The organism is Kitasatospora sp. NPDC053308, assembly GCF_055585785.1.
On record NZ_JBVJJY010000001.1, the window covers coordinates 1 to 20,974 of the forward strand.

General features: G+C 75.8%; 11 protein-coding genes, 1 tRNA gene, 1 rRNA gene and 1 pseudogene. 8 read left to right on the forward strand and 6 right to left on the reverse strand.

Going from position 1 to position 20,974, the window contains the following annotated elements; translation table 11 throughout:
* The 3 genes and pseudogenes from ACZ6Y7_RS00005 to ACZ6Y7_RS00015 form a co-directional block, all read right to left on the reverse strand.
* A 16S ribosomal RNA gene (locus ACZ6Y7_RS00005) occupies positions 1-88 on the reverse strand; the annotation flags it as partial.
* Between the two features lie 595 nt (positions 89-683).
* Positions 684-1,967: pseudogene (locus tag ACZ6Y7_RS00010) on the reverse strand (SpoIIE family protein phosphatase); the annotation flags it as partial.
* A gap of 169 nt (positions 1,968-2,136) precedes the next feature.
* Positions 2,137-3,540: an NAD(P)/FAD-dependent oxidoreductase gene (locus ACZ6Y7_RS00015; RefSeq protein ID WP_465756449.1), complete on the reverse strand. Its 1,404-nt coding sequence runs from the start codon at positions 3,538-3,540 to the stop codon at positions 2,137-2,139.
* A gap of 522 nt (positions 3,541-4,062) precedes the next feature.
* Here ACZ6Y7_RS00015 and ACZ6Y7_RS00020 point away from each other — a divergent pair.
* Both ACZ6Y7_RS00020 and ACZ6Y7_RS00025 read left to right on the forward strand, forming a co-directional pair.
* Positions 4,063-4,968 (forward strand): TetR/AcrR family transcriptional regulator, encoded by a 906-nt coding sequence (locus tag ACZ6Y7_RS00020; RefSeq protein ID WP_465755589.1) that lies wholly within the window; start codon positions 4,063-4,065, stop codon positions 4,966-4,968.
* Between the two features lie 402 nt (positions 4,969-5,370).
* The gene (locus ACZ6Y7_RS00025; protein WP_465755590.1) at positions 5,371-7,710 is read left to right on the forward strand and encodes a sigma-70 family RNA polymerase sigma factor; all 2,340 of its coding nucleotides are present in this window, start codon (positions 5,371-5,373) and stop codon (positions 7,708-7,710) included.
* Between the two features lie 48 nt (positions 7,711-7,758).
* Here ACZ6Y7_RS00025 and ACZ6Y7_RS00030 read toward each other — a convergent pair whose 3' ends face one another.
* The 3 genes from ACZ6Y7_RS00030 to ACZ6Y7_RS00040 form a co-directional block, all read right to left on the reverse strand.
* The gene (locus ACZ6Y7_RS00030) at positions 7,759-8,463 is read right to left on the reverse strand and encodes a DsbA family oxidoreductase (RefSeq protein WP_465755591.1); all 705 of its coding nucleotides are present in this window, start codon (positions 8,461-8,463) and stop codon (positions 7,759-7,761) included.
* A 96-nt stretch (positions 8,464-8,559) separates the two neighbouring features.
* Complete coding sequence (locus tag ACZ6Y7_RS00035) at positions 8,560-9,081, reverse strand: universal stress protein (RefSeq protein ID WP_402223857.1); 522 nt, start codon at positions 9,079-9,081, stop codon at positions 8,560-8,562.
* A 567-nt stretch (positions 9,082-9,648) separates the two neighbouring features.
* Complete coding sequence (locus ACZ6Y7_RS00040; protein WP_465755592.1) at positions 9,649-11,811, reverse strand: asparagine synthase-related protein; 2,163 nt, start codon at positions 11,809-11,811, stop codon at positions 9,649-9,651.
* Positions 11,812-12,527: 716 nt separating this feature from the next.
* Here ACZ6Y7_RS00040 and ACZ6Y7_RS00045 point away from each other — a divergent pair.
* The 6 genes from ACZ6Y7_RS00045 (at position 12,528) to ACZ6Y7_RS00070 (ending at position 20,442) form a co-directional block, all read left to right on the forward strand.
* Entirely contained in the window at positions 12,528-13,955 is a 1,428-nt protein-coding gene (locus ACZ6Y7_RS00045) for an MFS transporter (RefSeq protein ID WP_465755593.1), read from the forward strand.
* A 607-nt stretch (positions 13,956-14,562) separates the two neighbouring features.
* Positions 14,563-16,140, forward strand: a complete 1,578-nt coding sequence (locus tag ACZ6Y7_RS00050; protein ID WP_465755594.1) for a TROVE domain-containing protein — start codon at positions 14,563-14,565, stop codon at positions 16,138-16,140.
* Between the two features lie 497 nt (positions 16,141-16,637).
* Positions 16,638-17,873: an L-2-hydroxyglutarate oxidase gene (gene lhgO / locus ACZ6Y7_RS00055; RefSeq protein WP_465755595.1), complete on the forward strand. Its 1,236-nt coding sequence runs from the start codon at positions 16,638-16,640 to the stop codon at positions 17,871-17,873.
* 105 nt (positions 17,874-17,978) lie between these two features.
* The gene (trmB, locus tag ACZ6Y7_RS00060) at positions 17,979-18,809 is read left to right on the forward strand and encodes a tRNA (guanosine(46)-N7)-methyltransferase TrmB (RefSeq protein WP_465755596.1); all 831 of its coding nucleotides are present in this window, start codon (positions 17,979-17,981) and stop codon (positions 18,807-18,809) included.
* A 371-nt stretch (positions 18,810-19,180) separates the two neighbouring features.
* Complete coding sequence (locus ACZ6Y7_RS00065; protein WP_465755597.1) at positions 19,181-20,275, forward strand: PrsW family intramembrane metalloprotease; 1,095 nt, start codon at positions 19,181-19,183, stop codon at positions 20,273-20,275.
* A gap of 93 nt (positions 20,276-20,368) precedes the next feature.
* Positions 20,369-20,442 (forward strand) — tRNA-Met (locus tag ACZ6Y7_RS00070).
* Positions 20,443-20,974 lie beyond the last annotated feature (532 nt).

Below are 20,974 nucleotides of genomic sequence, written 5' to 3' on the forward strand. Positions count from 1 at the left end.
TCCACCCCGAAGGGCTTCACCGTTCGACTTGCATGTGTTAAGCACGCCGCCAGCGTTCGTCCTGAGCCAGGATCAAACTCTCCGTGAATGTTTACCCGTAATCGGGTCCACACCCGCGTTGAGCGGCACGGCAACCACCGGAATAAGGCGGCCCCGCGCACTGCGTCCTCGCTAGTGTTTATTTCAAAAGGAATCTCCAACCCCGATCAAACGACCGAGGCCGGGGATGTCAACATATCTGGCGTTGACTTTTGGCACGCTGTTGAGTTCTCAAGGAACGGACGCTTCCTTCGAGCCGCCTTCCAGCGGGCCCTCCGGGCTTCGTTCTTTCGTGTTTCCAGCTTATCAGACGTTTTCCGCTCCGTTTCCGGGGCTTTCTTCATCCAACTCGCTGGCGTCTTGCGGGGTTTGACGCCCCGTCCGACGTTTCAAACTCTAGCCGATCCCCGCTCCGAAAAGCGAATCCAGCCGCAATCCGATAAAACGAGCACGCCGCATCAGGACCGTGTCGCACCGCGGAAACGCGAACGCGACCCAGCCCGCTGGGAAGTGGTGTTTCAGAGGATTGGCTGCCTCGGGACCGTCCGCGCCGATGCGTGTCCGGTGCTCCCTGCCAGGCAACTCGAAGAACACTAGACCTCGGGGATGGCCGCGTCAAGCTCCGCAAGCGGATTTCCGGCGACCGCTTCCGCCGGCAGCTGGAAGGCCAGCACGGCGACGTCGTCATCGTGGTCCGAGGTGACCCCCATCGCCCGCAGCAGACGGGCGCAGACCACCTCGGGGGCGCCGACCGCGCCGGTCAGGGTGCGGGCGAGGAGGTCGAGGCCCTGGTCGATGTCCTCGTCGCGACGCTCTACCAGGCCGTCCGTGTAGAGGACGCCGGTCGTGCCGGGGAGCAGGCGCAGGGTGTGGGAGACGTGCAGGCCGCCGCCGGTGCCGAGCGGGGGGCCGTTCTGCTCCTCGCTGCGCAGGATGGTTCCGTCGGGGCAGCGCAGCAGCATGGGGAGGTGGCCGGCCGAGGCGTAGGACAGCGTGCGGCGCTGCGGGTCCCAGACGGCGTAGGTGCAGGTGGCGATCTGGTTGGCGTCGATCTCCATGGCGAGGCCGTCGAGCAGGCGCATCACCTCGTGCGGGGGCAGGTCGAGACGGGCGTAGGCGCGGACGGCGGTGCGCAGCTGCCCCATGACGGCGGCGGCCCGCAGTCCTCGGCCCATGACGTCGCCGATGACGAGTGCCGTGCGTCCGCCGTCGATGGCGATCACGTCGTACCAGTCCCCGCCGACGGCGGCCTCGGCGCCGCCCGGCTGGTAGGTGGCGGCGACCCGCAGGTCGGCCGGCTGGTCGAGCTTCTGCGGGAGCAGGCTGCGCTGGAGGGTGACGGCGGCCTCGCGCTGGCGGCGTTCGGCTTCGCGCAGGCGGGCCGCGGCGAGGACCTGGTCGGTGACCTCGGCGGCGAAGATCAGGACGCCTGCGGGCGGGCCCTCGACGGGGGTGTCGGTGCTGTCGCCGGGGCCGAGCGGGACGCAGGAGACGTTGTAGTAGCGGTTGCCGGTGAGGCCGAGGATGCAGCGGGCCTTGACGCTGCGCGGCCGGCCGCCGCGGATGACCTGGTCCATCAGGGGCAGGACGCCCATGGTGCCGAGTTCCGGGAGGGCTTCGCCGGCGGGCAGGCCGGTGGGGCGTTCGCCGAAGAGTTCGCGGTAGGCGCGGTTGGCGTAGCCGAGCTGGTGGAGCGGTCCGTAGGTGACGGCGACCGGGGCGGGGATGCGGTTGAGGACCTCGCGCAGGTTCTGGGGTTTGTGCGGGTCGAGGAGTTCGGCGGCGGTGGTGGGGCTGGTCGGGTCGCGGGGACTGGGCACCACGACGCCGTCGGCGCAGGGCGTGCCCTCGTCGGTGCCGGCCCCGTTGGTCGGGGTGGCACGCCACGGGGCTCCGGTGAGCCGGGCGCTCCAGCGCATGAGGTTCAAACGACGGCCGCTTCCTCGTTTTCCAGGCATATCATCACTTTTTGCGTACGCAGCGGCACACGGGGTAATGACCAGGTCGGGCTGATCCTGTCAGGCGGAGGCCCGATTCCGGAAGTCGCGCGCCCGGCGTGGCCGTCGGAGAGCGCGACGACCGGCTCCACCGCGGCACTCAGCGGGGAGCATCCGGTCCGGCGTCGGACGGCCGCCCGAACTTCGGGTCGAATCCGTCCTCGATGATCGAACGTGGGTACTCCATCGCGCCCAGCGAGACCACCTCCCGGGAGAACACCCCGCCCAGCACCCAGTCCATCAGCACCCGCACCCGGCGCTCCGTGCTCGGCAGCCGTCGCAGGTGCCGTGCCCGGTGCAGCCACCAGGCCCGCCGACCGGTGAGCTTGCCGCCGCGACGGGTGTGCGCGACGGCCCGGTGCAGGCCGAGCGAGGTCGAGCAGGCGGCGGGGCCGGGCCGGTAGTCGGCCAGGCCCGGCGCGTGCGGTCCGCCGTCCAGGGCGACCGCGATGTTGCGGGCGAGCAGCTCGGCCTCGGCGAAGGCGTGCTGGGCGTTGGGGGCGCAGGGTGCGCCGTCCGCGTTCGGGTCCGGTACGGCGGCGCAGTCGCCCACCGCCCAGACGCCGGGCAGGGCGCGGCCGTCCGGTCCGAGCGCCTGCAGCGTGGGCAGGCAGCGGACCCGGCCGAGGGTGTCCAGTGGCAGGTCGGTGTCGCGCAGCAGCGGGGACGGTCGAATGCCCGCCGTCCAGACCAGGGTGCGGGCGCCGAAACGGCTGCCGTCGGAGAGCGCCACGACCCGGTCGACGGCGGACTCCAGGGTCGTGCCCAGCCGGATGTCGACGCCGCGTTCGCGCAGTTCGCCGAGGGTGTGCTCGGCGAGCTCGGGCGACTCCTCGGCGAGGATCCGGTCGCTCGCCTCGACCAGCACCCAGCGCAGGTCCTCCGCGCGGACGTTGTGGTAGCCCCGCGCGGCGACGCGGACCATGTCCTCCAGTTCGGCGAGCGCGCCGACGCCCGCGTAACCGGCTCCGACGAAGACGAAGGTGAGCGCGGCCTGGCGCAGTGCGGGGTCACGGGTGGCGGAGGCGAGGTCGAGCTGCTGCAGGACGTGGTTGCGCAGGCCCACCGCGTCGCCGACGGTGGAGAAGCCGAGGCCGTGCTCGGCGAGGCCGGGCACCGGGACCGTCCGGGAGACCGAGCCGGGGGCCACCACCAGGACGTCGTACGGGAGCTCGATCGGCGCGGCGGGCTCGCCCGGGGCCGCGGCGTCGGCCAGGGCGCGGCGGGCGGCGTGTTCGATCCGGGTGATCCGGGCGGTGAGCACCCGGCAGTCCGGCAGGACCCGGCGCAGGGGCACGACCACGTGTCTCGGGTCGATCGAACCGGCCGCGACCTCGGCCAGCAGCGGGCGGTAGGTGACGTAGGCCTGCGGCTCGACGACGGTGATCTCCACCTCGCCCCGCCGCAGCCGCTCCCGCAGGCCGCGCTGGAGGTGGAGGGCGGTGGCCGTACCGGCACAACCGCCGCCGGCGATCAGGATCCTGATGGTGCACCTCCTGCCGATGTGACGTTTCGTCCCGGCCCTGCGGCCGGGGGTGTCCCCCCCATCACGCCCCCCTATGAAGGACCGGCGGAGGTGGTCTTGTCCACAGTCCGTACGGGGCCGGTTGCGACGGGAGTGACGGGCGTGGCCAGTTGTGCTTCCTGGGCGACTTTCTGACGCACTTTCGGCCGCGAAGAGCCGTGAACTATGGTCGGATTGTGTACCGGCGCGGCTGCCGCCATGACAATCGGCGGCGACGCACCGTGGAGCGGCCATTACGGCCAGTTCCAGCGTTGGCGTGAGAAACCGACTGGGGCACAGTCATCCGGGGAAGGGTAGTTCCCGGACAGGGCCCCGGACGGTGCCGACGCGCCGAGCCGGATGTGGACCCGGCCCGGCGGCACGAACCGTGGTCACCGGAACGGGACGGGCGGCACGAGCGATGGTTCATCGGGTCATTTCTGACGGGCTGAGCTGCACCGGGGGGTGCAGGGGCGGGCGACGACAGGGTCCGGATTCGGACGCCTGCGGGGGAGAGTTGGGATGATGGAACAGAAGCAGGTGTTGGGGCTGGCCGGTGCACCGCAGGCCGGGCCGGGCATGGTCCCCGAGCAGCGCGGCCCGGTGGACCTGCCGGGGCAGGGCGGACTGGCGCAGGCCGGGATCGCGCAGGCCGGAACGGTCCAGGCGGCCGTCCCGTACCGGGCCGAACCCGCGTCGGCCACCGTGCCGGTGCCCGGGGCCCGGCTGCGGGTGGACGCCCGGCGGAACCTGGAGAGCGTGCTGCGGGCGGCCCGCGAGGTGTTCGGCGAGTTCGGCTACGGCGCACCGATGGAGGAGGTCGCGCGGCGGGCCGGGGTCGGGGTCGGCACCGTCTACCGGCGCTTCCCGAGCAAGGAGGTGCTGGTCCAGCGGATCGCCGCGGAGGAGGTCGCCTGGTTGACCGCGCAGGCGCGCGAGTCGCTGTACGGCGGCGACGGCGCCTGGGAGGCGCTGGCCGGCTACCTGGCCCGCGCGGTGAGCAGCGGTGCCGGACGGCTGTTGCCGCCGGAGGCCTTCCGGTACGCGGAGGAGCTGGGCCGGGTGCCCGGACAGCGGGCTCCGGAACCCCCGGCGTCGGTCCGCTTCGACCTGCGCGGCGAGGAGGCCCGCTCGGGCGGAGCGGTCGAGCCGTCGGCCGCCGACGCCGATCCCCGGCTGCTGCTGCAGCTGCTGGCCGCGCTGGTGGCGCGGGCCGGTGCGGCGGGCGAACTGCGGCCGGGCGTCACGGTGTCGGACGTGGTGCTGGTGCTGACCGCGTCGGTGCCGGTGCACGCGGCCCGGCCGTCGGTCTCGACGCCGGCGGCCGTCGGCTTCTCCCCGGTCTCTCCGCAGACGGACGGTCAACCGGTCGCCGGCCCCTCGGGCCGGCTGCTGCAGATACTGCTGGACGGCCTGCGGGCTCGCTGACTCCGGCCCCGGGCGGTCCGGTCGCCACGATCGACGGGCCCGGTCGCCACGGCAGGAGGGCGCGGCCGTCCGCTCGGGGCGAGGCCGTCGCGCCCGGCGGGTACGGGAGTTGGGCGGATCACCGGCGCGCGGGATCGGCGCGCGCGCCGGGCGCGGGCGTCGTGCGACCCTAGCCGCGCGCTGGGCGAACACATCCACGACGGCCCCACGGAAGAGTGGGGAACGGCCGGTCCGGCTACCGCCGGTCCCTGCGCTATGCCATCCTTTGCCCGTGGTTGGAGCCAATGTCCCGATGCGCGCCCTTCGCGCGCCGTCGGCGCCGCACACCGGGGAACCGTGCGCCTACGCACTCCCGCGCGCCCTGCCACACTACGGGGGCTGTCGTGGAATCTGGGGTCCGTTGTGAGCGCCGAGGAACAGAACGACTACGGGTACGGCCTCGACTTCGGGGGGCTCTCCGGTAGTACCGCCGAAGGGTCCGCCGCGGGCCCCGGCGGGGTCGGCGGTGCGGGTGGTCCCGGCATTGCCGGTGGGACCGGCGGCGGCAGTGGCGGGATCGGCGGTGCGGCCCAAGTCCCGGGCTCCGCACCGGGTCCGGCCGCCGGGTACGTCCCCGACCAGGCCGGGATGCCCAGCCGCGAATCGCTCTCCGCCTCCGCCGCCGCGCTGCCCACCGGGCGGGTGCCCGGTCAGGCCCCCGCGGGCCGGGGCGGCGTCGCGCCCGAGGCGTTCGTCGGCGAGCCGTTCGCCGGCGACGGCCGGCCCGCGCGGCCGACGGTGCCCGCCCCCGCCGACCCGGTGGACGGCGACCGCCCGCCCTCCGACGCCGAGTTGACCGCCCGGGTGCGGGCCGGCGACGACACCGCGTACGAGGAGATCTACCGGCGGCACGCCGAGTCGGTCCGCCGCTACGCGCGCACCTGCTGCCGGGACAGCTTCACCGCCGAGGACCTCGCGGGCGAGGTCTTCGCCCGCACCCTGCAGGCGCTGCGGGCGGGCAAGGGCCCCGAGTTCGCCGTCCGCGCGTACCTGCTGACCGCCGTCCGCAACGTCGCCGCCGCCTGGCACCGCAGCGAGCGCCGCGAACAACTCGTCGACGACTTCGCCGTCTTCGCGCAGACCTCGGCCGCCGTGGTCGACCTCGACCTCGCCGACCCGGGCGCCGACGCCTGGGCGATGGCGATGGCCGACCAGCGGATGGTCATGCAGGCCTACGCCGAACTGCCCGAGGACGACCGGGTGGTGCTCTGGCACACCGAGGTCGAACGGGAGTCCCCGAAGACCGTCGCGGTGATGCTCGGCAAGACCGCCAACGCCACCGCCGTCCAGGCCCACCGGGCCCGCGACCGGCTCGCCGCCGCGTTCCTGCAGGCCCACGTCTCCGGCAGCCAGGAGAGCACCTGCGAGGCCTACGCCAACCGGCTCGGGGCGTACGCGCGCGGCTCGCTGCGCAAGCGGGCCTCGGCGGAGGTCGGACGGCACCTCAAGGAGTGCGACCGCTGCACGGCGGCCTGCCTCGAACTGACCGAGATCAACACCGGCCTGCGCGCGCTGCTGCCCGGCGGCGTGCTCGTCTGGGTCGGGGTCGGCGGGTTCAGCGCCGCCGCGGCCGCCGTCGGCGGTGCCGCCGCGGTCGGCGGTGCGGCGGGAGCGGTGGCGGCCGCCGGGTCCTCGGGGGCCGCGGCGGGCTCGACCGCCGGTTCGGCCGCGGCGGGCACGGCCGGCTCCGGTGTCGGCGCGGGTGCCGGTACGGCGGGTGCCGGTGCCGGCGCGGCTTCCGGCGGGAGCGGGGGCGGAGCCGCCGCCGTGGCCGGCGAAGGCCTGGGCACCGCCGCCAAGGCCGGGATCGCCGCCGCCGTCGCGGTGGCCGCGGCCGCCGTCGCCGCGTACGCGCTGACCGGCTCGCCCGAACCCAGACCCCCCGCGGCCGCTCCCCCCGCCACCAGCGCCCCGGCCGCCCCGGCCCCGGCGGCGGCACCGCCGGCCCCCCCGGCGCCCGCCCCCGAGACCACCGCGCCTCCGGCACCCCCCGCGCCGGCCCCCGAACAGCCCGCGCCGAGCCCCAGCGCGAAGCCGTCCGCCAAGCCCACGCAGGCGCCGCCCGCCCCCGAACCGCCGAAGCCCACCAAGGCCGCGCCCAGTCCGGCCGCACCCGAGCCGACCACCGCCGCGCCGGTCGTGCCCGAGCCGCCGCTGCCGCCGCTGCCCACGCCCGAGGTGCCCGTCGTCCCGACGCCCACCCCGCCGCCGGTACCGACCCCGACCGTCGTCCCGCCCACGCCCCCGGCACCCACCGACTTCTGGGCGGACGCGCTGCCCGTGGTCAAGCCCGGCCGGCACCGGGTGCCACCGCCCCAGCCGAGCATCCGGCAGAAGGGCAGCGACGACTTCTGGCAGCGCGACGGCGGCTGGATCGGCGGCGACTACCACTCGCACGCCCTCACCGTGCACGCCCCCGCGACCACCGTGATCGACCTCAACCGCAGCTGCACGTCCTTCGACGCGGTGGCCGGGGTCGACGACGCCACGCTCTCGCCGGGCGGCGTGGTCTTCACCGTCCAGAGCGGCGACGGCACCACCCTGTGGCGCTCCCGGACGCTCGCCGTCGGCGACGACGCCGTGCCGGTGCACGTGCCGCTCGCCGGGCAGAAGTCGATCCGGCTGGTGGTCACACCGGCGCACGGGATCTGGTCGGCGCTGAACGTCGCCGACTGGGCCGAGGCCCGCTTCAGGTGCTCCTGAACGTCAGGTGCTCCCGCAACGGGCCTCGGGCTCGCCGGTGACGGCGGATCAGATCGCGCAGGCGCCGTCCGCGCAGGCCTCCCCGGCCGGGGCGACCTGCACCGGGGCGGGCCGGCGCTCGCCGATCTCGGCGGCGACCTGGTCCAGCACCTTGCGGAAGGTCCCGGCGTCCTGGCCGCCCTGGACCGCCCACTTGCCCTCGAACACGAAGGTCGGGACGGCGCTGATACCCAGCTCCCGGCCCTCGGCCAGCTGGGCGTTGACCTCGGCGGTGCCCTCGTCGCCCGCCAGGTAGGCGGTCACCCGCTCCCGGTCCAGGCCGACCGACACGGCGACGTCGGTCAGCGCGGCGCGGTCGCCCACGTCGACGCCGTCGGTGAAGTGCGCCTTGAGCAGGGCCTCCTTCAGCCGGCCCTGCACGGCCGGGCCGTACTCGGACTCGGCGAGGTGCAGCAGGCGGTGGCCCAGGAAGGTGTTGGCGTGCAGCGCGGCGTCGAAGTCGTACGTGATGCCCTCGGCGAGGCCCAGCTCGGCGACCCGGGCGTCCATCGCCACGGACTGCGGGCCGTACCGCTCGGCCAGCCAGGCGCGGTGCGGGCTCGCCGTCTCGGGGGCGTCCGGGACGAGCTGGTACGGACGGTAGACGACCTCGACCTGCTCCTTGCCCGGGAAGTCCTCCAGCGCCTGCTCGAAGCGGCGCTTGCCGATGTAGCACCAGGGGCAGGCGATGTCGGACCAGATCTCGACCTTCATGCGGGGGTCTCCAGGGGGCGTCTTGTCAGATGTGTACGAGATGGGTGAACGGTGAACCATCTCGGTACATTCCCGACAGCGCCCTGACCTGCCGCTTCAGCCCGCGGGCGGCGCCGGGACCACCAGCACCGGGCAGGCCGCGTGGTGCACCACCGCCGAACTCACCGAACCCAGCAGCAGCCGGGCGAAGCCGCCGTTGCCCCGGGTGCCGACCACCAGCGTGTGCTGCCGGGTCGCCGCCTCCAGCAGCACCTCGATGACGTTGCCCAGCACCACGTGCAGGGACAGCTCGCCCGCGTACGGGGTCTGCCGCTGCCGCTGCACGGCCGTCACCGAGCGGCGCAGCCCGTCCGCGGTGCTCTCCACCAGCGTCTCCACGCTCTCCTGCACCAGCTCTGCCATGCCCGGCGGATAGCCGGCCGGGGCCGGGTTCACCACGGCGAGCACGTACAGCGGCAGGCCGAACAGCTCCGCCTCCGTCATCGCGCGGTCCAGCGCCCACAGCGACCCGTCCGACCCGTCGCACGCCGCCAGCACCCCCGCCGGCCGCCCGGTCGGCGGCCGCCCGAGCACCGACAGCACCACGGGTACGTCCCGCCCCGCGCTCCCACCGGCCACCGCACACCCTCCTCACCCCGGATCCACACCTCCGCCATCATGGCCCGCCCCGCCGACGCCGACCCCGCCACCGCGCCGAGAGGGCGACGAGCAGGCCCGGCCGGGAGCGGGCGGGGCACCGGAGCCGGAGCCGGGCGCTGGCGCGACGGGGGTCGGCGACGGGGGGCGGCGGGTCAGCGGGGGCCGGAGGTCAGCGGTGGTGAAGGGTCGGCCCGGCAGGCGCCGTCGCGGCAGGCCCGCGAAGCCGGGCGCAGGGCGCAGCGTCAGGCGGCGGCGTGGGCGGCGGGTCGGCCGAGGTGAAAGGGGGTGAAAGCCGGAGGCGGGGTGAGGGAGGTCGGTCCAGCGGGGCCGTCGCAATGGGCCCGCCCGGGAGCGGGCGGGGCACCGGAGCCGGAGCCGGGCGCTGGCGCGACGGGGGGGCGGCGGCTTGGGGGCGGCGGGTCAGGGGTGAGGCCGGGGGTTGGCGGTGACGGAGGCCGGCCCGGCAGGCGCCGTGGCGCCGGACGCGCAGGAGAGGCAGTGCCCTGGAGCCCAGGGCCGGCCGCTGGCGCGACGGGGGGCGGCGGGTCAGCGGGTCAGGGCCGGGGGTTGGCGGTGGGGGAGGCCGGTCCAGCAGGCGCCGTGGCGGCGGGCGCGGATGCGGCGGAGCCAGAGTTCGGTGGCGACGAGGTCGGCGAGGCCGGCTAGGGCGGAGGGGGAGAGCGGGGTGGCGGGGTCGGCGGAGTGGGCGAGGTCGGCGCGGACGGCGGGGAGGTCGATGAGGCCGGCTTCGGCGAGGAGGGGGGCGTCGAAGAGTTCGGCGAGGCCGTCGGCGGCGAGGCGCAGGCCGGCGCGGGCGGGGGCGGTGCGGTCGGGGCGGGGGCCGCGGCCCCAGTCGGGGGGCAGGTCGGTGCGGCCGGCGCCGGTGAGTACGGCGTGCAGGAGGGCGTGCCGGGCGCCGGGTTGGAGGCGGACGTCGTCGGGGAGCAGCCGGGCGGCGCGGACGACCTGGTTGTCGAGGAAGGGGGCGTGCAGGCGTTGGCCGGGCAGTTCGGCCGCGTGGACGAGCGTGCGGAAGGAGCGTGCCTGGCGGTAGAGGGCGTGCCGGGCGCGGTGCGCGCCGGGAGGTTGGTCGGGCGCCGGTTTGCGCGCCGCCAGGCGGAGCCGCAGGGCCACCGAGGAGAGCGCGTCGTCGGAGAGCCAGCGGGCGGCCGGACCGGGCACGCACCAGGCGAGGTCGACGGCCGAGCGGCTGCCGGCCGTCCCACCGCCCTCGGGCACGTGGCGGGCGGTGAGTTTGGCGGCGGCCTCGTCCAGTGCCTCGGCGTAGCGGACCCGGGAGAGCCGGTGGGCGGCCCGGACCACGGTGAGCGGGGTGCGCAGCGCACCGGTCAGGACGCCGGCCACGACCCGGTCGGCGCCGGCCAACGCGGCGACCGGGGGCAGGAGTTCGAGCGGGCGCCCGGCCCGGATCAGGTCGGCGAGCCGTGCCGGGTGGCCGTCGAGGACCTGGCGGGCGCCGTAGCCGGTGAGGTGGTCGGTGCCGCCGGCGCCGAAGCGGGCCTCGGCCCGGGCGGTGGCGACGAGTTCGGGCCCGGGTTCGTCGGTGAGGCGGCCGGCCTGCGGGTCGGTGCGCAGCCCGGCGTAGGGGAGGGTGTCGGGACCGGGGTCGAGCACGGTGTGCCGCAGGCGCGGGGTGTCCGGGGCGAGCGCGAGGGTGGCCGGGGCCTCTGTCTCGTCGAGCGTGACGGCGGCCAACTGCTCGGGGGCGGCGGGTTCCCGGACCGCCGCGCGGGCCCAGGAGCCCTTGACCGCGCCGCTCCTGCTCCCGGCGGCGACCGGGGAGGCGGCCTGCGCGACGGCCTCCGCGGCGGGTGCGGCGGCGGTCGCGGGCGCCGGTGGCAGCGGTACGGCGGCGGCGAGCAGGGCGACGGTGGCGGAGGCGGTGCCGTACGAGAGGTCGACGCCGAGCCTGGCCCGCCCGGCGGGTTCGGGGACCGGCGCGGTGGTGCGGACCCGGGAGCGGACGGACTCCAGCAGGGCGCGGGTGAGTTCGCGGACGGCGGGCGCCTCGTCGCGGGGCTGCTCGGCGCCGGCCGGCTCGTCGTAGGAGGAGAGGTACGGGCGGCCGCCGCGGATCCCGAGCACGTGGCCGGGCGGCACCTGCTGGACGCCGAGGTAGGGGGTGCCGGTGCCGAGCGCCTCCGGGGATTCGGGGCAGGCGAGGCGGGCGGCGAGGTGGCCGGTGTCCAGCGGGGCGCCGACCAGGTCGGCCAGCGGGAGGGCGGCGGTGGCGTACGCGGTGCCGCCGCCCCAGGGGGTGTGGAAGACCGGTTGGGCACCGGCGAGGTCGGTGAGCAGCAGGGTGGATCGGGTGCCGGCGCGCAGCACGACGGTGTAGCTGCCGGGCCAGGCGGTCAGGTGGCGGACGGCGCCGCCGCGGGCGGCGGCGAGGCCGGCGGCGAGTTCGGCGTCGGTGGCGCCGCAGTGGCCGAGGATGGCGAGCCGGGTGGTGGCGGGGGTGTCCTCGACCGGGTCGGGGGTGGTGGGGCCGGTGGTGACCACGGCGGGGGCGCCGGGCCGGAGGGTGGCCAGGCGGATCTCCTCGGGGCGCCAGTCGCCGACGGCCCAGAGGGGGTCGGGCCCGGTCCACAGGGGGCGCGCGGCGATCGGGGCGACCGTACCGGGCGGCTCGCACCCCGGCGGGCCGGGCCTGGACGCGCCCGTGCACCAGCCCGTCAGCCACCGCATCGCGCCTCCACCGGACGAGGACCTGCTCCAGGGCGGCGCGTTCGCCGCCCGGAACGGCGGCCGGTGGGATGTGCCGTGGCGTCCCGCGCGTGTCCGGACGTGCCCCCGCAACTCGGCGCGCCGTCAGGAGACATCGTGCCACCGCGGGGCGCCGCTGTGGCCGGTGTCGCGGGTTCCGCTTCGGTGGCGGGCTCGCCGCGGGGTGGGCGGTGGGGATCGGGCGGGCGGGCGGAGGGAATCGGGCGGGCCGGGCCTCCCCCTCCCTGGCCCGGACCGCCCGGTGGGCCGCCTTTGGCATGGGCATCGCGAGATGGCCGAAAGGCGTCGCCCGGCCCGGGAGGGCATCCGCATGCCCTCCCGGACGTGACCGCCGCCCGCGGGGATTGAGGCGACGGCTTCCCCCGGCCCGCCGGGTCCTCGACGGCGGGCCGACCCACGACCACCAGCGAATCGCCGACCAGCCGGTCGGGCCAGGGGGCACGGCCGGGCGCACGTGAACACGGGACCGGAGCACGGCGCTCCGGCGCGCGGCGCGGTCGGCCGGATCCGAGTGGTCCGGACCAACCCGCGTGCCGCGTGCCCGAGTGCGCGATCCCGCCATCCGGAATGCGACCTCTTAACCGTCGGAACGCGTCCGACTACTCTAGGTACAGCAGCTACGGCCCGGTGCCGCCCGGGCCCCGCGCACAAGGCCGCCAGGAGGTGCCGCCGCCACCATGACCGTCAGCCCACGAGGACCGAACGAACGGCTCGGCACGCTCCTGACCCTCGCCCAGATCAGCAACGCCGGACTGGCCCGCCGGGTCAACGACCTCGGTGCCCAGCGCGGGCTGACCCTGCGGTACGACAAGACCTCGGTGGCCCGCTGGGTCAGCAAGGGCATGGTCCCCCAGGGGCCCGTCCCGCACCTGATCGCCACCGCGATCGGCGGCAAGCTCGGCCGGCCCGTCCCGCTGGAGGAGATCGGCCTGGGCGACACCGACCCGGCGCCCGAACTCGGCCTGGCCTTCCCGCGCGACGTCGCCGAGGCCGTCCGCTCCGCCACCGATCTGTGGCGGGTGGACCTCGACCTGCGCCGGGGCCCCGGCGGCGGCCGGTGGAGCGACAGCCTGGCCGGCACCTTCTCGGTCGCCGCGTACGCGACGCCGGTGTCCCGCTGGCTGATCACCCCGGCGGACGGCTCGGTGGCCCGCGAGGTGCCGCGCTCCCCCAGCGACACGTCCTCCTACCGGGTCGGCCACTCCGACGCCGCCAAGCTCCGCGAGGCCGCCCAGGAGGCCCGCCGCTGGGACTCCAAGTACGGCGGCGGGGACTGGCGTTCGTCGATGGTGCCGGAGTGCCTGCGGGTGGAGGCGGCGCCGCTGCTGCTGGCCTCGTACAGCGACGCGGTCGGCCGGGCGCTGTTCGGCGCGACCGCCGAACTGACCAGGCTCGCCGGCTGGATGGCCTTCGACACCGGGCAGCACGAGGCCGCCCAGCGGTACTACATCCAGGCGCTGCGGCTCGCCCGGGCCGCCGCCGACGTCCCGCTCGGCGGCTACGTGCTGGCCTCGATGAGCCTGCAGGCCGGCTACCGGGGCTTCGCCGAGGAGGCGGTCGACCTCGCGCAGGCCGCCCTGGAGCGCAACCGGAGCCTGGCCACGGCCCGCACCATGAGCTTCTTCCACCTGGTGGAGGCGCGGGCCCAGGCCAAGGCCCGCAATGCGGCGGCGTGTGCGACGGCGCTCGGGGCGGCGGAGAGCGCACTCGAACGGGCGCGCGCCGGGGATCCCGATCCGGCGTGGATCGACTTCTACGCCTACGACCGCCTCGCCGCCGACGCCGCCGAGTGCTTCCGCGACCTCGGAGTTCCCTCCAAGGTCCGGCAGTTCACCCGCGAGGCGCTGGCCAAGCCCACCGAGGGCTTCGTCCGCTCGCACGGCCTGCGGCTGGTGGTCTCGGCGATGGCCGAGGCCGAGGCGGGCAACCTGGACGCCGCGGTCGCCGCCGGCGAGCGCGCCGTCGAGGTGGCCGGCCGGATCTCCTCGCAGCGCAGCCGGGAGTACGTGGTGGAGATGCTGCGGCGGCTGGAGCCGTTCCAGGGCGAGCGCAGGGTCCGGGAACTGACCGAGCGGGCCCGGGCGGTGATCGTCGCCCCGGCGTGATCCGGAGGGTCGGCCGGGCGGTGTCCCCACGACGTCTCCTGGCGGCGCCTCCTGACGGGCCGTCCCGGCGGTAAATGGGGTGCGCCCGCGAGAGTGGCCTGGCTATGGTCTCTCTCGTCCAGGTGCGCAGGCAGAGGTTACTTCCACTTCCACATGGGCAGGTCGCGGGTTCGAATCCCGCCACCGGTGTCAGACCGGTGTAGCTCAGCGGCCAGAGCGGCTTCGTCACCTCAGCCGCCTTCGACCTCTGGACACCCACACGTGAATAGTTCTTTCCGCACCTCCCGGTGCGACGGCAGCGGTTACTTCTGTGGAGTGCCCCCACGGGGCGCGGTGAAGCACCTACACCGCAGCCGAATCCTTGATCTCGGGAGGCAGTGCGCTTCGGAGTGCCCGGTGCGCAGGCGGGGGTTACTTCGGATCTTGCGGTTCCGGGTTCGATTCCCGGGCGTGCCGCGCGCGAGCGCGGCCGCTAGCTCAATCGGGTAGAGCACAAGGCATACACCTCCGCCGACGTCGGCCGTCCCACGGCCGGCACGATCTCGGGCACCCCTGCAGCGGCATGCCTCCCTCCCACTGACACCAACAGGCCGAGGGGGGCTGTCGCATGTCCAGGTTCAACGCCCGCAGGGCCACGGCGGGTCCGAGTTCGCCGGTGACCACGACCGGGCAGCTCACCCGGAACCACAACGGCGGCACCGGCCACGTCCGGGACCGCAAGTCCGAGCTCTACCTGCTCGCCGTGGCCAACATGGTCGGCAAGGACACCTGCTACGAGCGCGGCGGCGACCGGGACGACCGGTACACCGCGCTGGTGCGCGAACTCGCCGTCGCCGAGCCGGAATGGACTCTCGGGCTGCTGCGCTGGCTGCGCCACGACGCCCACATGCGCACGGCCGCCCTGGTCGGAGCGGCCGAGTTCACCCGAGCCCGGCTGGACGCGGGCGCCCACGGGCACTCCCGGCAGGCCGTCGCGGCAGTGCTGCGGCGCGCCGACGAGCCCGGCGAACTGCTCGCCTACTGGACCTCGCGCTACGGCCGGGCGCTGCCCAAGCCGCTCAAGCGCGGTGTCGCGGACGCCGTCCGCCGCCTCTACGACGCCCGCTCGCTGCTCAAGTACGACACCGCGGGCAAGGGCTACCGCTTCGGCGACGTGATCGAGCTGACGCACCCCTCGCCCGACCCGGAAAAGCCTTGGCAGGGTGCGCTGTTCGCGTACGCGCTGGACCGCCGGCACCGGCCGGAGGAGGCCGTCCCGCCCGCGTCCGACCGGCTGCTGACCGCCAACCGCGCACTGCTCGCGCTGCCCGTCGAACAGCGCCGGGCCGCGGTGACCGCCGAGGACGGCGCCGAGCGGCTGGCGGCCGCCGGGCTCACCTGGGAGGCACTGGCCGGCTGGCTGCAGGGCCCGCTGGACGCACCGGTCTGGGAGGCGGTCATCCCGTCGATGGGGCCGATGGCCCTGGTGCGGAACCTGCGCAACTTCGACAAGGCCGGAGTGTCGGACGCGGTCGCGGCCGAGGTCGCCCGGCGGATCTCCGACAAGGGCGAGGTGCGGCGCTCGCGCCAGTTCCCGTTCCGCTACCTGTCCGCGCACCGGCACGCGCCCTCGCTGCGCTGGGGGCACGCGCTGGAGACGGCGCTCGGGCACTCGTTGGCCAACGTGCCGGAGCTGCCCGGCCGCACGCTGATCCTGGTGGACCGCTCCGGCTCGATGTTCGGTCGCGCCGACGGCCCGACCGAGCTCAACCGGGCGGACTCGGCGGCGATCTTCGGCACCGCGCTGAAGGTCCGCGCCGCCCGGGCGGACCTGGTCGAGTTCGGCACCACCAGCCGGGTGATCCAGGTCGGCCGCGGCGAGGCGGTGCTCCGGGTGCTGGACCGTTTCTCCAACCTCGGCGGCACCAACACCGCCGAGGCCGTCCGCACCCACTACCGCGGCCACGACCGGGTGGTGATCGTCACCGACGAGCAGACCGGCCCGAACCACCGGGGCGGCGACCCGCTCGCCGCCGTCCCGGCGCGGGTCCCCGTCTACACCTGGAACCTGGCCGGCTACGCCACGGCCCACGCCCCCAGCGGCGGCGCCCACCGCCACACCTTCGGCGGGCTGAGCGACGCGGCCTTCCGCCTCATCCCCCTCCTGGAAGCCGGGGCGAACGCCCACTGGCCCTGGGAGGAGTAGGGGCGCAGGCCCCGGCTTCCCCGGCCCGGCCGGGGAAGCCACCCTGCCGGGGGAGGCAGGGCGAACAGGCGGCCCGGCCACCGCGAGGGCAGCGGTCCGGGGGGACGGCCGGGGGGCTCGGGCGCGGTACCGACACGGCGGGAGGCCGGGGCCGGCACCCCGAACACCCCGGCAGCTGCGACGGCCACGGTCGGGGGACCGCGCCGTCGCAGAGCCGGAAGCGGCCGGGGCGAGCGGCGCCGACACCGCACGGGGAACCGGGTACCGGCGCTGCGGAGCGCCCCGCGCCGTGGGAGGCCGACGAACCGCGCGCCGGCCGAGGGGTCGGCGTGTGAGAGCTGGTGAGCGGTCGGGGAGGGGCCCACGGGGGTGGCGCTTTCCCGGCCGTTCACCTTCGGCGCCGGGGGCCCGGCCCCGGGCGCTGTGGTCTCGACCGGCCCGGGTGCCCGTGGCAGCATCGGCGGTGGCGGGGGCGGCCGGTGGGCGAGGAGCGGGCGGTGGCGGACGAGGTCGACGTGCTGGTGGTGGGCGGCGGGATCGTCGGGCTGGCCACGGCGTACGCGCTGACCCGGACGCGGCCGGGGCTGCGGGTCGCGGTGCTGGAGAAGGAGGCCGAACTCGCGGCGCACCAGACCGGGCGCAACAGCGGGGTGATCCACAGCGGCGTCTACTACCGCCCCGGCTCGTACAAGGCCCGGTTCGCCGTCGCGGGTGCCGCCGAACTGGTGGCGTTCTGCCGCGAGCACGGCCTCCCGTACGAGGTGACCGGGAAGCTGATCGTGGCCACCGGTGCCGCCGAACTGCCGCGGCTGGCGGCGCTGGCCGAGCGCGGGCGGGCGAACGGGATCCCGGTGACCGAGCTGGACCGGGCCGGGATCGCCCGGTACGAGCCGGAGGTGACCGGGCTGGCCGGGCTGCACGTCGGCACCACCGGCATCTGCGACTTCCCGGCCGTCGCCGCCGCCTACGCGCGGCTGGCCCGGGCGGCCGGGGCCGAGCTGCGGCCCGGCAGCGAGGTGCGGACGGTGGCGCGCCGCCGGGACGGCGTGACCGTCGGCACCACCGCCGGGGAGCTCCGGTGCCGGGTGCTGGTGAACTGCGCCGGGCTGCACAGCGACCGGATCGCCCGGCTGGCCGGGGACGGGACCGGGGTGCGGATCGTGCCGTTCCGCGGCGAGTACTACGAACTGGCCGAGGGGCGGCGGGACTTGGTGCGGGGCCTGGTCTACCCGGTGCCCGACCCCGCCTTCCCCTTCCTCGGCGTGCACCTCACCCGGGGCGTCCACGGGGACGTCCACGTGGGCCCGAACGCGGTGCCCGCGCTGGCCCGGGAGGGGTACGACTGGCGCACCGTGCGCCCGCGCGACCTGGCGGACACGCTGGCCTTCCCCGGCACCTGGCGGATCCTGCGACGGCACTGGCGGTACGAGGTGGGCGAGTTGCACCGGTCGCTGTCCAAGCGGGCGTTCACCGCCGCCGTCCGGCGCCTGCTGCCCGCCGTGACCGAAGCCGACCTGGTGCCGACCGCCGCCGGGGTGCGGGCCCAGGCGGTCGCCCGGGACGGCTCTCTGCTGGACGACTTCGCCTTCGCCGGCTTCGACCCGGCGGACCCGCGCTCACCCCGCCGCACCGTGCACGTGCTGAACGCCCCCTCTCCAGCCGCGACGGCCTCGCTGCCGATCGGCCGCGAGGTGGCCCGCCGGGCCCTGGCCGCGCTGGAGGCGGGCGGCTGAGCGAGCCGGGCCCCGCAGGCGGACCGTCCCCCCGGCGGGAGCCCGGATGAGCCCCGTCACACACCCCGGCGGACGCCCCGCGCGGCCCCGTAGACTCGGGTGATTGTGACTGCCACCGCCCCGATCCCCCCGCCTTCGCCGTCCGCCCGGCTGTCCGCCGCGCCGGCCGCCTACCCCGCGCCGATGTACCCGCACAAGGCCACCGAGGCCCAGCACCGGGAGCGTCGCATCCGCAGCTTCCAGCCGCGCCGGGGCCGGATGACCAACGCCCAGGCGAGCGCGCTGGACCGGAGCTGGGAGAAGTACGGCATCCCCATCGACGGCACCCCGCTCGACCTGGAGGAGCTGTTCGGCGGCCTGCCGGTGACCCTGGAGATCGGCTTCGGCATGGGCGAGACCACCGCCGCCATGGCCGCCGCCGACCCGGCCATGGGCATCCTCGCCGCCGACGTGCACACCCCGGGCCACGGCAACCTGCTCGGCCTGCTGGAGCGCGACGGCTGCACCAACGTGCGGACGGCCGCCGGCGACGCGGTGATCCTGCTGCGCGACATGCTCCCGGACGCCTCCCTGGCCGGGCTGCGGGTGTACTTCGCCGACCCGTGGCCCAAGCCGAAGCACCACAAGCGCCGGCTGGTCCAGCCCGCCTTCCTCGACCTGGTGCTGCCCCGGCTCGCCCCCGGCGCCCTGGTGCACTGCGCCACCGACTGGGAGCCGTACGCGGAGCAGATGCTGGAGGTGCTGTCCGCCTCCCCGGAGCTGGAGAACCTGCACCCCGAGGGGGACGGCACCGGCTGGCTGGAGCCGGCGGACCACCCGGACGGCAGCATCCCCGGCTACGCGCCACGACCGGAGTGGCGTCCGGTCACCAAGTTCGAACGGGCCGGGATCGCCAAGGGCCACGTGGTCCACGACCTGCTGTTCCGCCGCCGCTGACCCATCGGCCGCCGTTCGAACGGCGGCCGCGCCCCGGGCCGTACGGGCCGCTCCCGGACGGCCGGTTCGTCCCGAGTCCTCCCGGCGGGCGGCTGCCGTGGCCTACCCTGTGCCGCATGGGCAGCCCGTCCGGCGGCGGGCCCCGGCCGGCCGTTCGGACGACTGTTCGGACGGCGGCTCAGGTCGCCGCCGACGCACCGGAGACGGTCCCGCGCACCGGAGACACCCGGACCATCCCGGGGCCCCGGAGGCGCCGGATCCACCGTCTGCTGCCCCGTCCGGGAGGGCCGTCGGCGCCACCCCGGGCCGCCCCCGCCGCCGCTCCGGTCGCCCGGGTCTCCCCCGTCGCTCCGCCAGGGCGCCGGCGTTCGGTGGCGCTCTCCTCGGTCACCGCGACCGCCGTCCTGACCATGGCCGGCTGCGGGGTGCTGATCCTGCGCCTGGTCCAGCGGCAGACCGGCACCGTCGGACTGCTGGTCGGCCTGGGCCTCGCGATGGTCCCGCTGCCCTTCGTGCTCGGCGGCCTGGCCTGGCTCAACCTCACCGCCCGGGTGCCGCTGCGGCACACCGTGTTCTGCCTCGGCTGGGGCGCCTGCGCCGCCACCAGCGTCGCCATCCTCGCCAACAACTGGACGGCCAGCTACCTGACCAGGCACCAGGGCCGGCTCGGCGAACTGCTCGGCGCCGGGATCGCCACCCCGGTGATCGAGGAGAGCGCCAAGGCCACCGCCCTGCTGGTGCTGCTGCTGCCCCTCGGCCGGCGGCTGCGCTGCCACGGCCGCCGCACCGGTCGCCCCTGCGCGCCGCTGCTGCGCCGGTCACCCGCGCCCCGGCGCCCCCGCCCGTACCAGCGCCGCCCGGCCGGGCCGCACGCCCGCGGCCGGCTGCGGCTGCGCCCCTACCTGCGGCCGCTGCCCTACTTCTCCCCCGCCCCACCGGCCGGCGGGGCCCCGCACCGCCGGTCCCGACCGCGCACCCTGGCCGCCGGGGTGGTGCTCGGCGGGATGACCGCGTGCGGCTTCGCCTTCACCGAGAACGCCCTCTACCTGGGCCGGGCCTTCACCAGCGACCAGCGGCAGCGGCTGGACAGCATCGGCCTCGGCGACCCGCCCAGCCTGCGCGACTTCGACAGCACCGTGCAGACCTTCGTGCTGCGCGCCCTGCTCTCCCCGTTCGCCCACCCGCTGTTCACCGCGCTCACCGGGATCGGCCTGGCCGTCGCCCTGACCACCGGTCGGCGCTGGCTGGCCCGGCTGGCGGCGCCGGCCGGGCTGCTGCTGGCGATGGTGCTGCACGGCACCTGGAACGCCGCGGCCGACCTCGGCACGGACGGCTTCCTGGTGGTGTACGGGGTGCTGATGGTGCCCTGCTTCGTCGCGCTGGTCTGCTTCGCGGCCTGGGCGAGGGCCCGCTCGGCCCGGCACGCGCCCCGCGCCGCCAGACGGCCCGCCGGGGGCACGGCCTGAGGCCGTCGCCGGCCCGCCTGGGGAGCGGCCCGGGGCCCCCGGGAAACGCGATTTCCCTTCTCGGCGACTTCCACGTATTGTTGTGTTCACCGACGCGGGGTGGAGCAGCTCGGTAGCTCGCTGGGCTCATAACCCAGAGGTCGCAGGTTCAAATCCTGTCCCCGCTACTCAGTAGCCGAAAGGCCCGGAGGATTCGTCCTCCGGGCCTTTCGCGTTCCCGGGCACCCGCGGAGCACCGTTCCGGCACGGACCGGTGACGGCGGGCGGTCCCGAGGTCTGCCGACGTCTCGACCACCGGGTGAACGAGCCGGTGGGAGACCGCCCGAGCGGGGCCGGATAAATCCGTTGCCCTCCCGCCGGTGGGCTGCCTATGGTGGCGTCACACTGAAAGGAGGTGATCCTGAATTGAGTTCCATCAGGATGCGTGAGGTGGCTGCTCGCTAGAGCCGCCCCTGCCTGCGCAGGGTGAGGCCCTTGGCGGCCTCCGGCAGGCGAAATCCACAGCAGTCACCCGGCCCGCGGGCTCACCGGTACATCCCCGGTGCCTCGGCGCCTGGCCAGTGCACGGGCCGGCGCGGAGGAGCAGCCCGCGGGTCGTCTGCGTTTCCGGGGCCGTCCGCGTTCCCGGGGCCGTCCGCGCGTGCGGGGCGGCACCGCGGCGCTAGAGTCGGCGCGGGTTCCGGAGCGGAGCGGCACGGG

Bases quoted from the DNA above. Each gene is read 5' to 3' on its own strand.
- ACZ6Y7_RS00045 (WP_465755593.1), top strand. From the start codon at position 12,528: ATGACCGTCAGCCCACGAGGACCGAACGAACGGCTCGGCACGCTCCTG.
- ACZ6Y7_RS00050 (WP_465755594.1), top strand. From the start codon at position 14,563: ATGTCCAGGTTCAACGCCCGCAGGGCCACGGCGGGTCCGAGTTCGCCG.
- ACZ6Y7_RS00020 (WP_465755589.1), top strand. From the start codon at position 4,063: ATGATGGAACAGAAGCAGGTGTTGGGGCTGGCCGGTGCACCGCAGGCC.
- ACZ6Y7_RS00030 (WP_465755591.1), bottom strand. From the start codon at position 8,463: ATGAAGGTCGAGATCTGGTCCGACATCGCCTGCCCCTGGTGCTACATC.
- ACZ6Y7_RS00040 (WP_465755592.1), bottom strand. From the start codon at position 11,811: ATGCGGTGGCTGACGGGCTGGTGCACGGGCGCGTCCAGGCCCGGCCCG.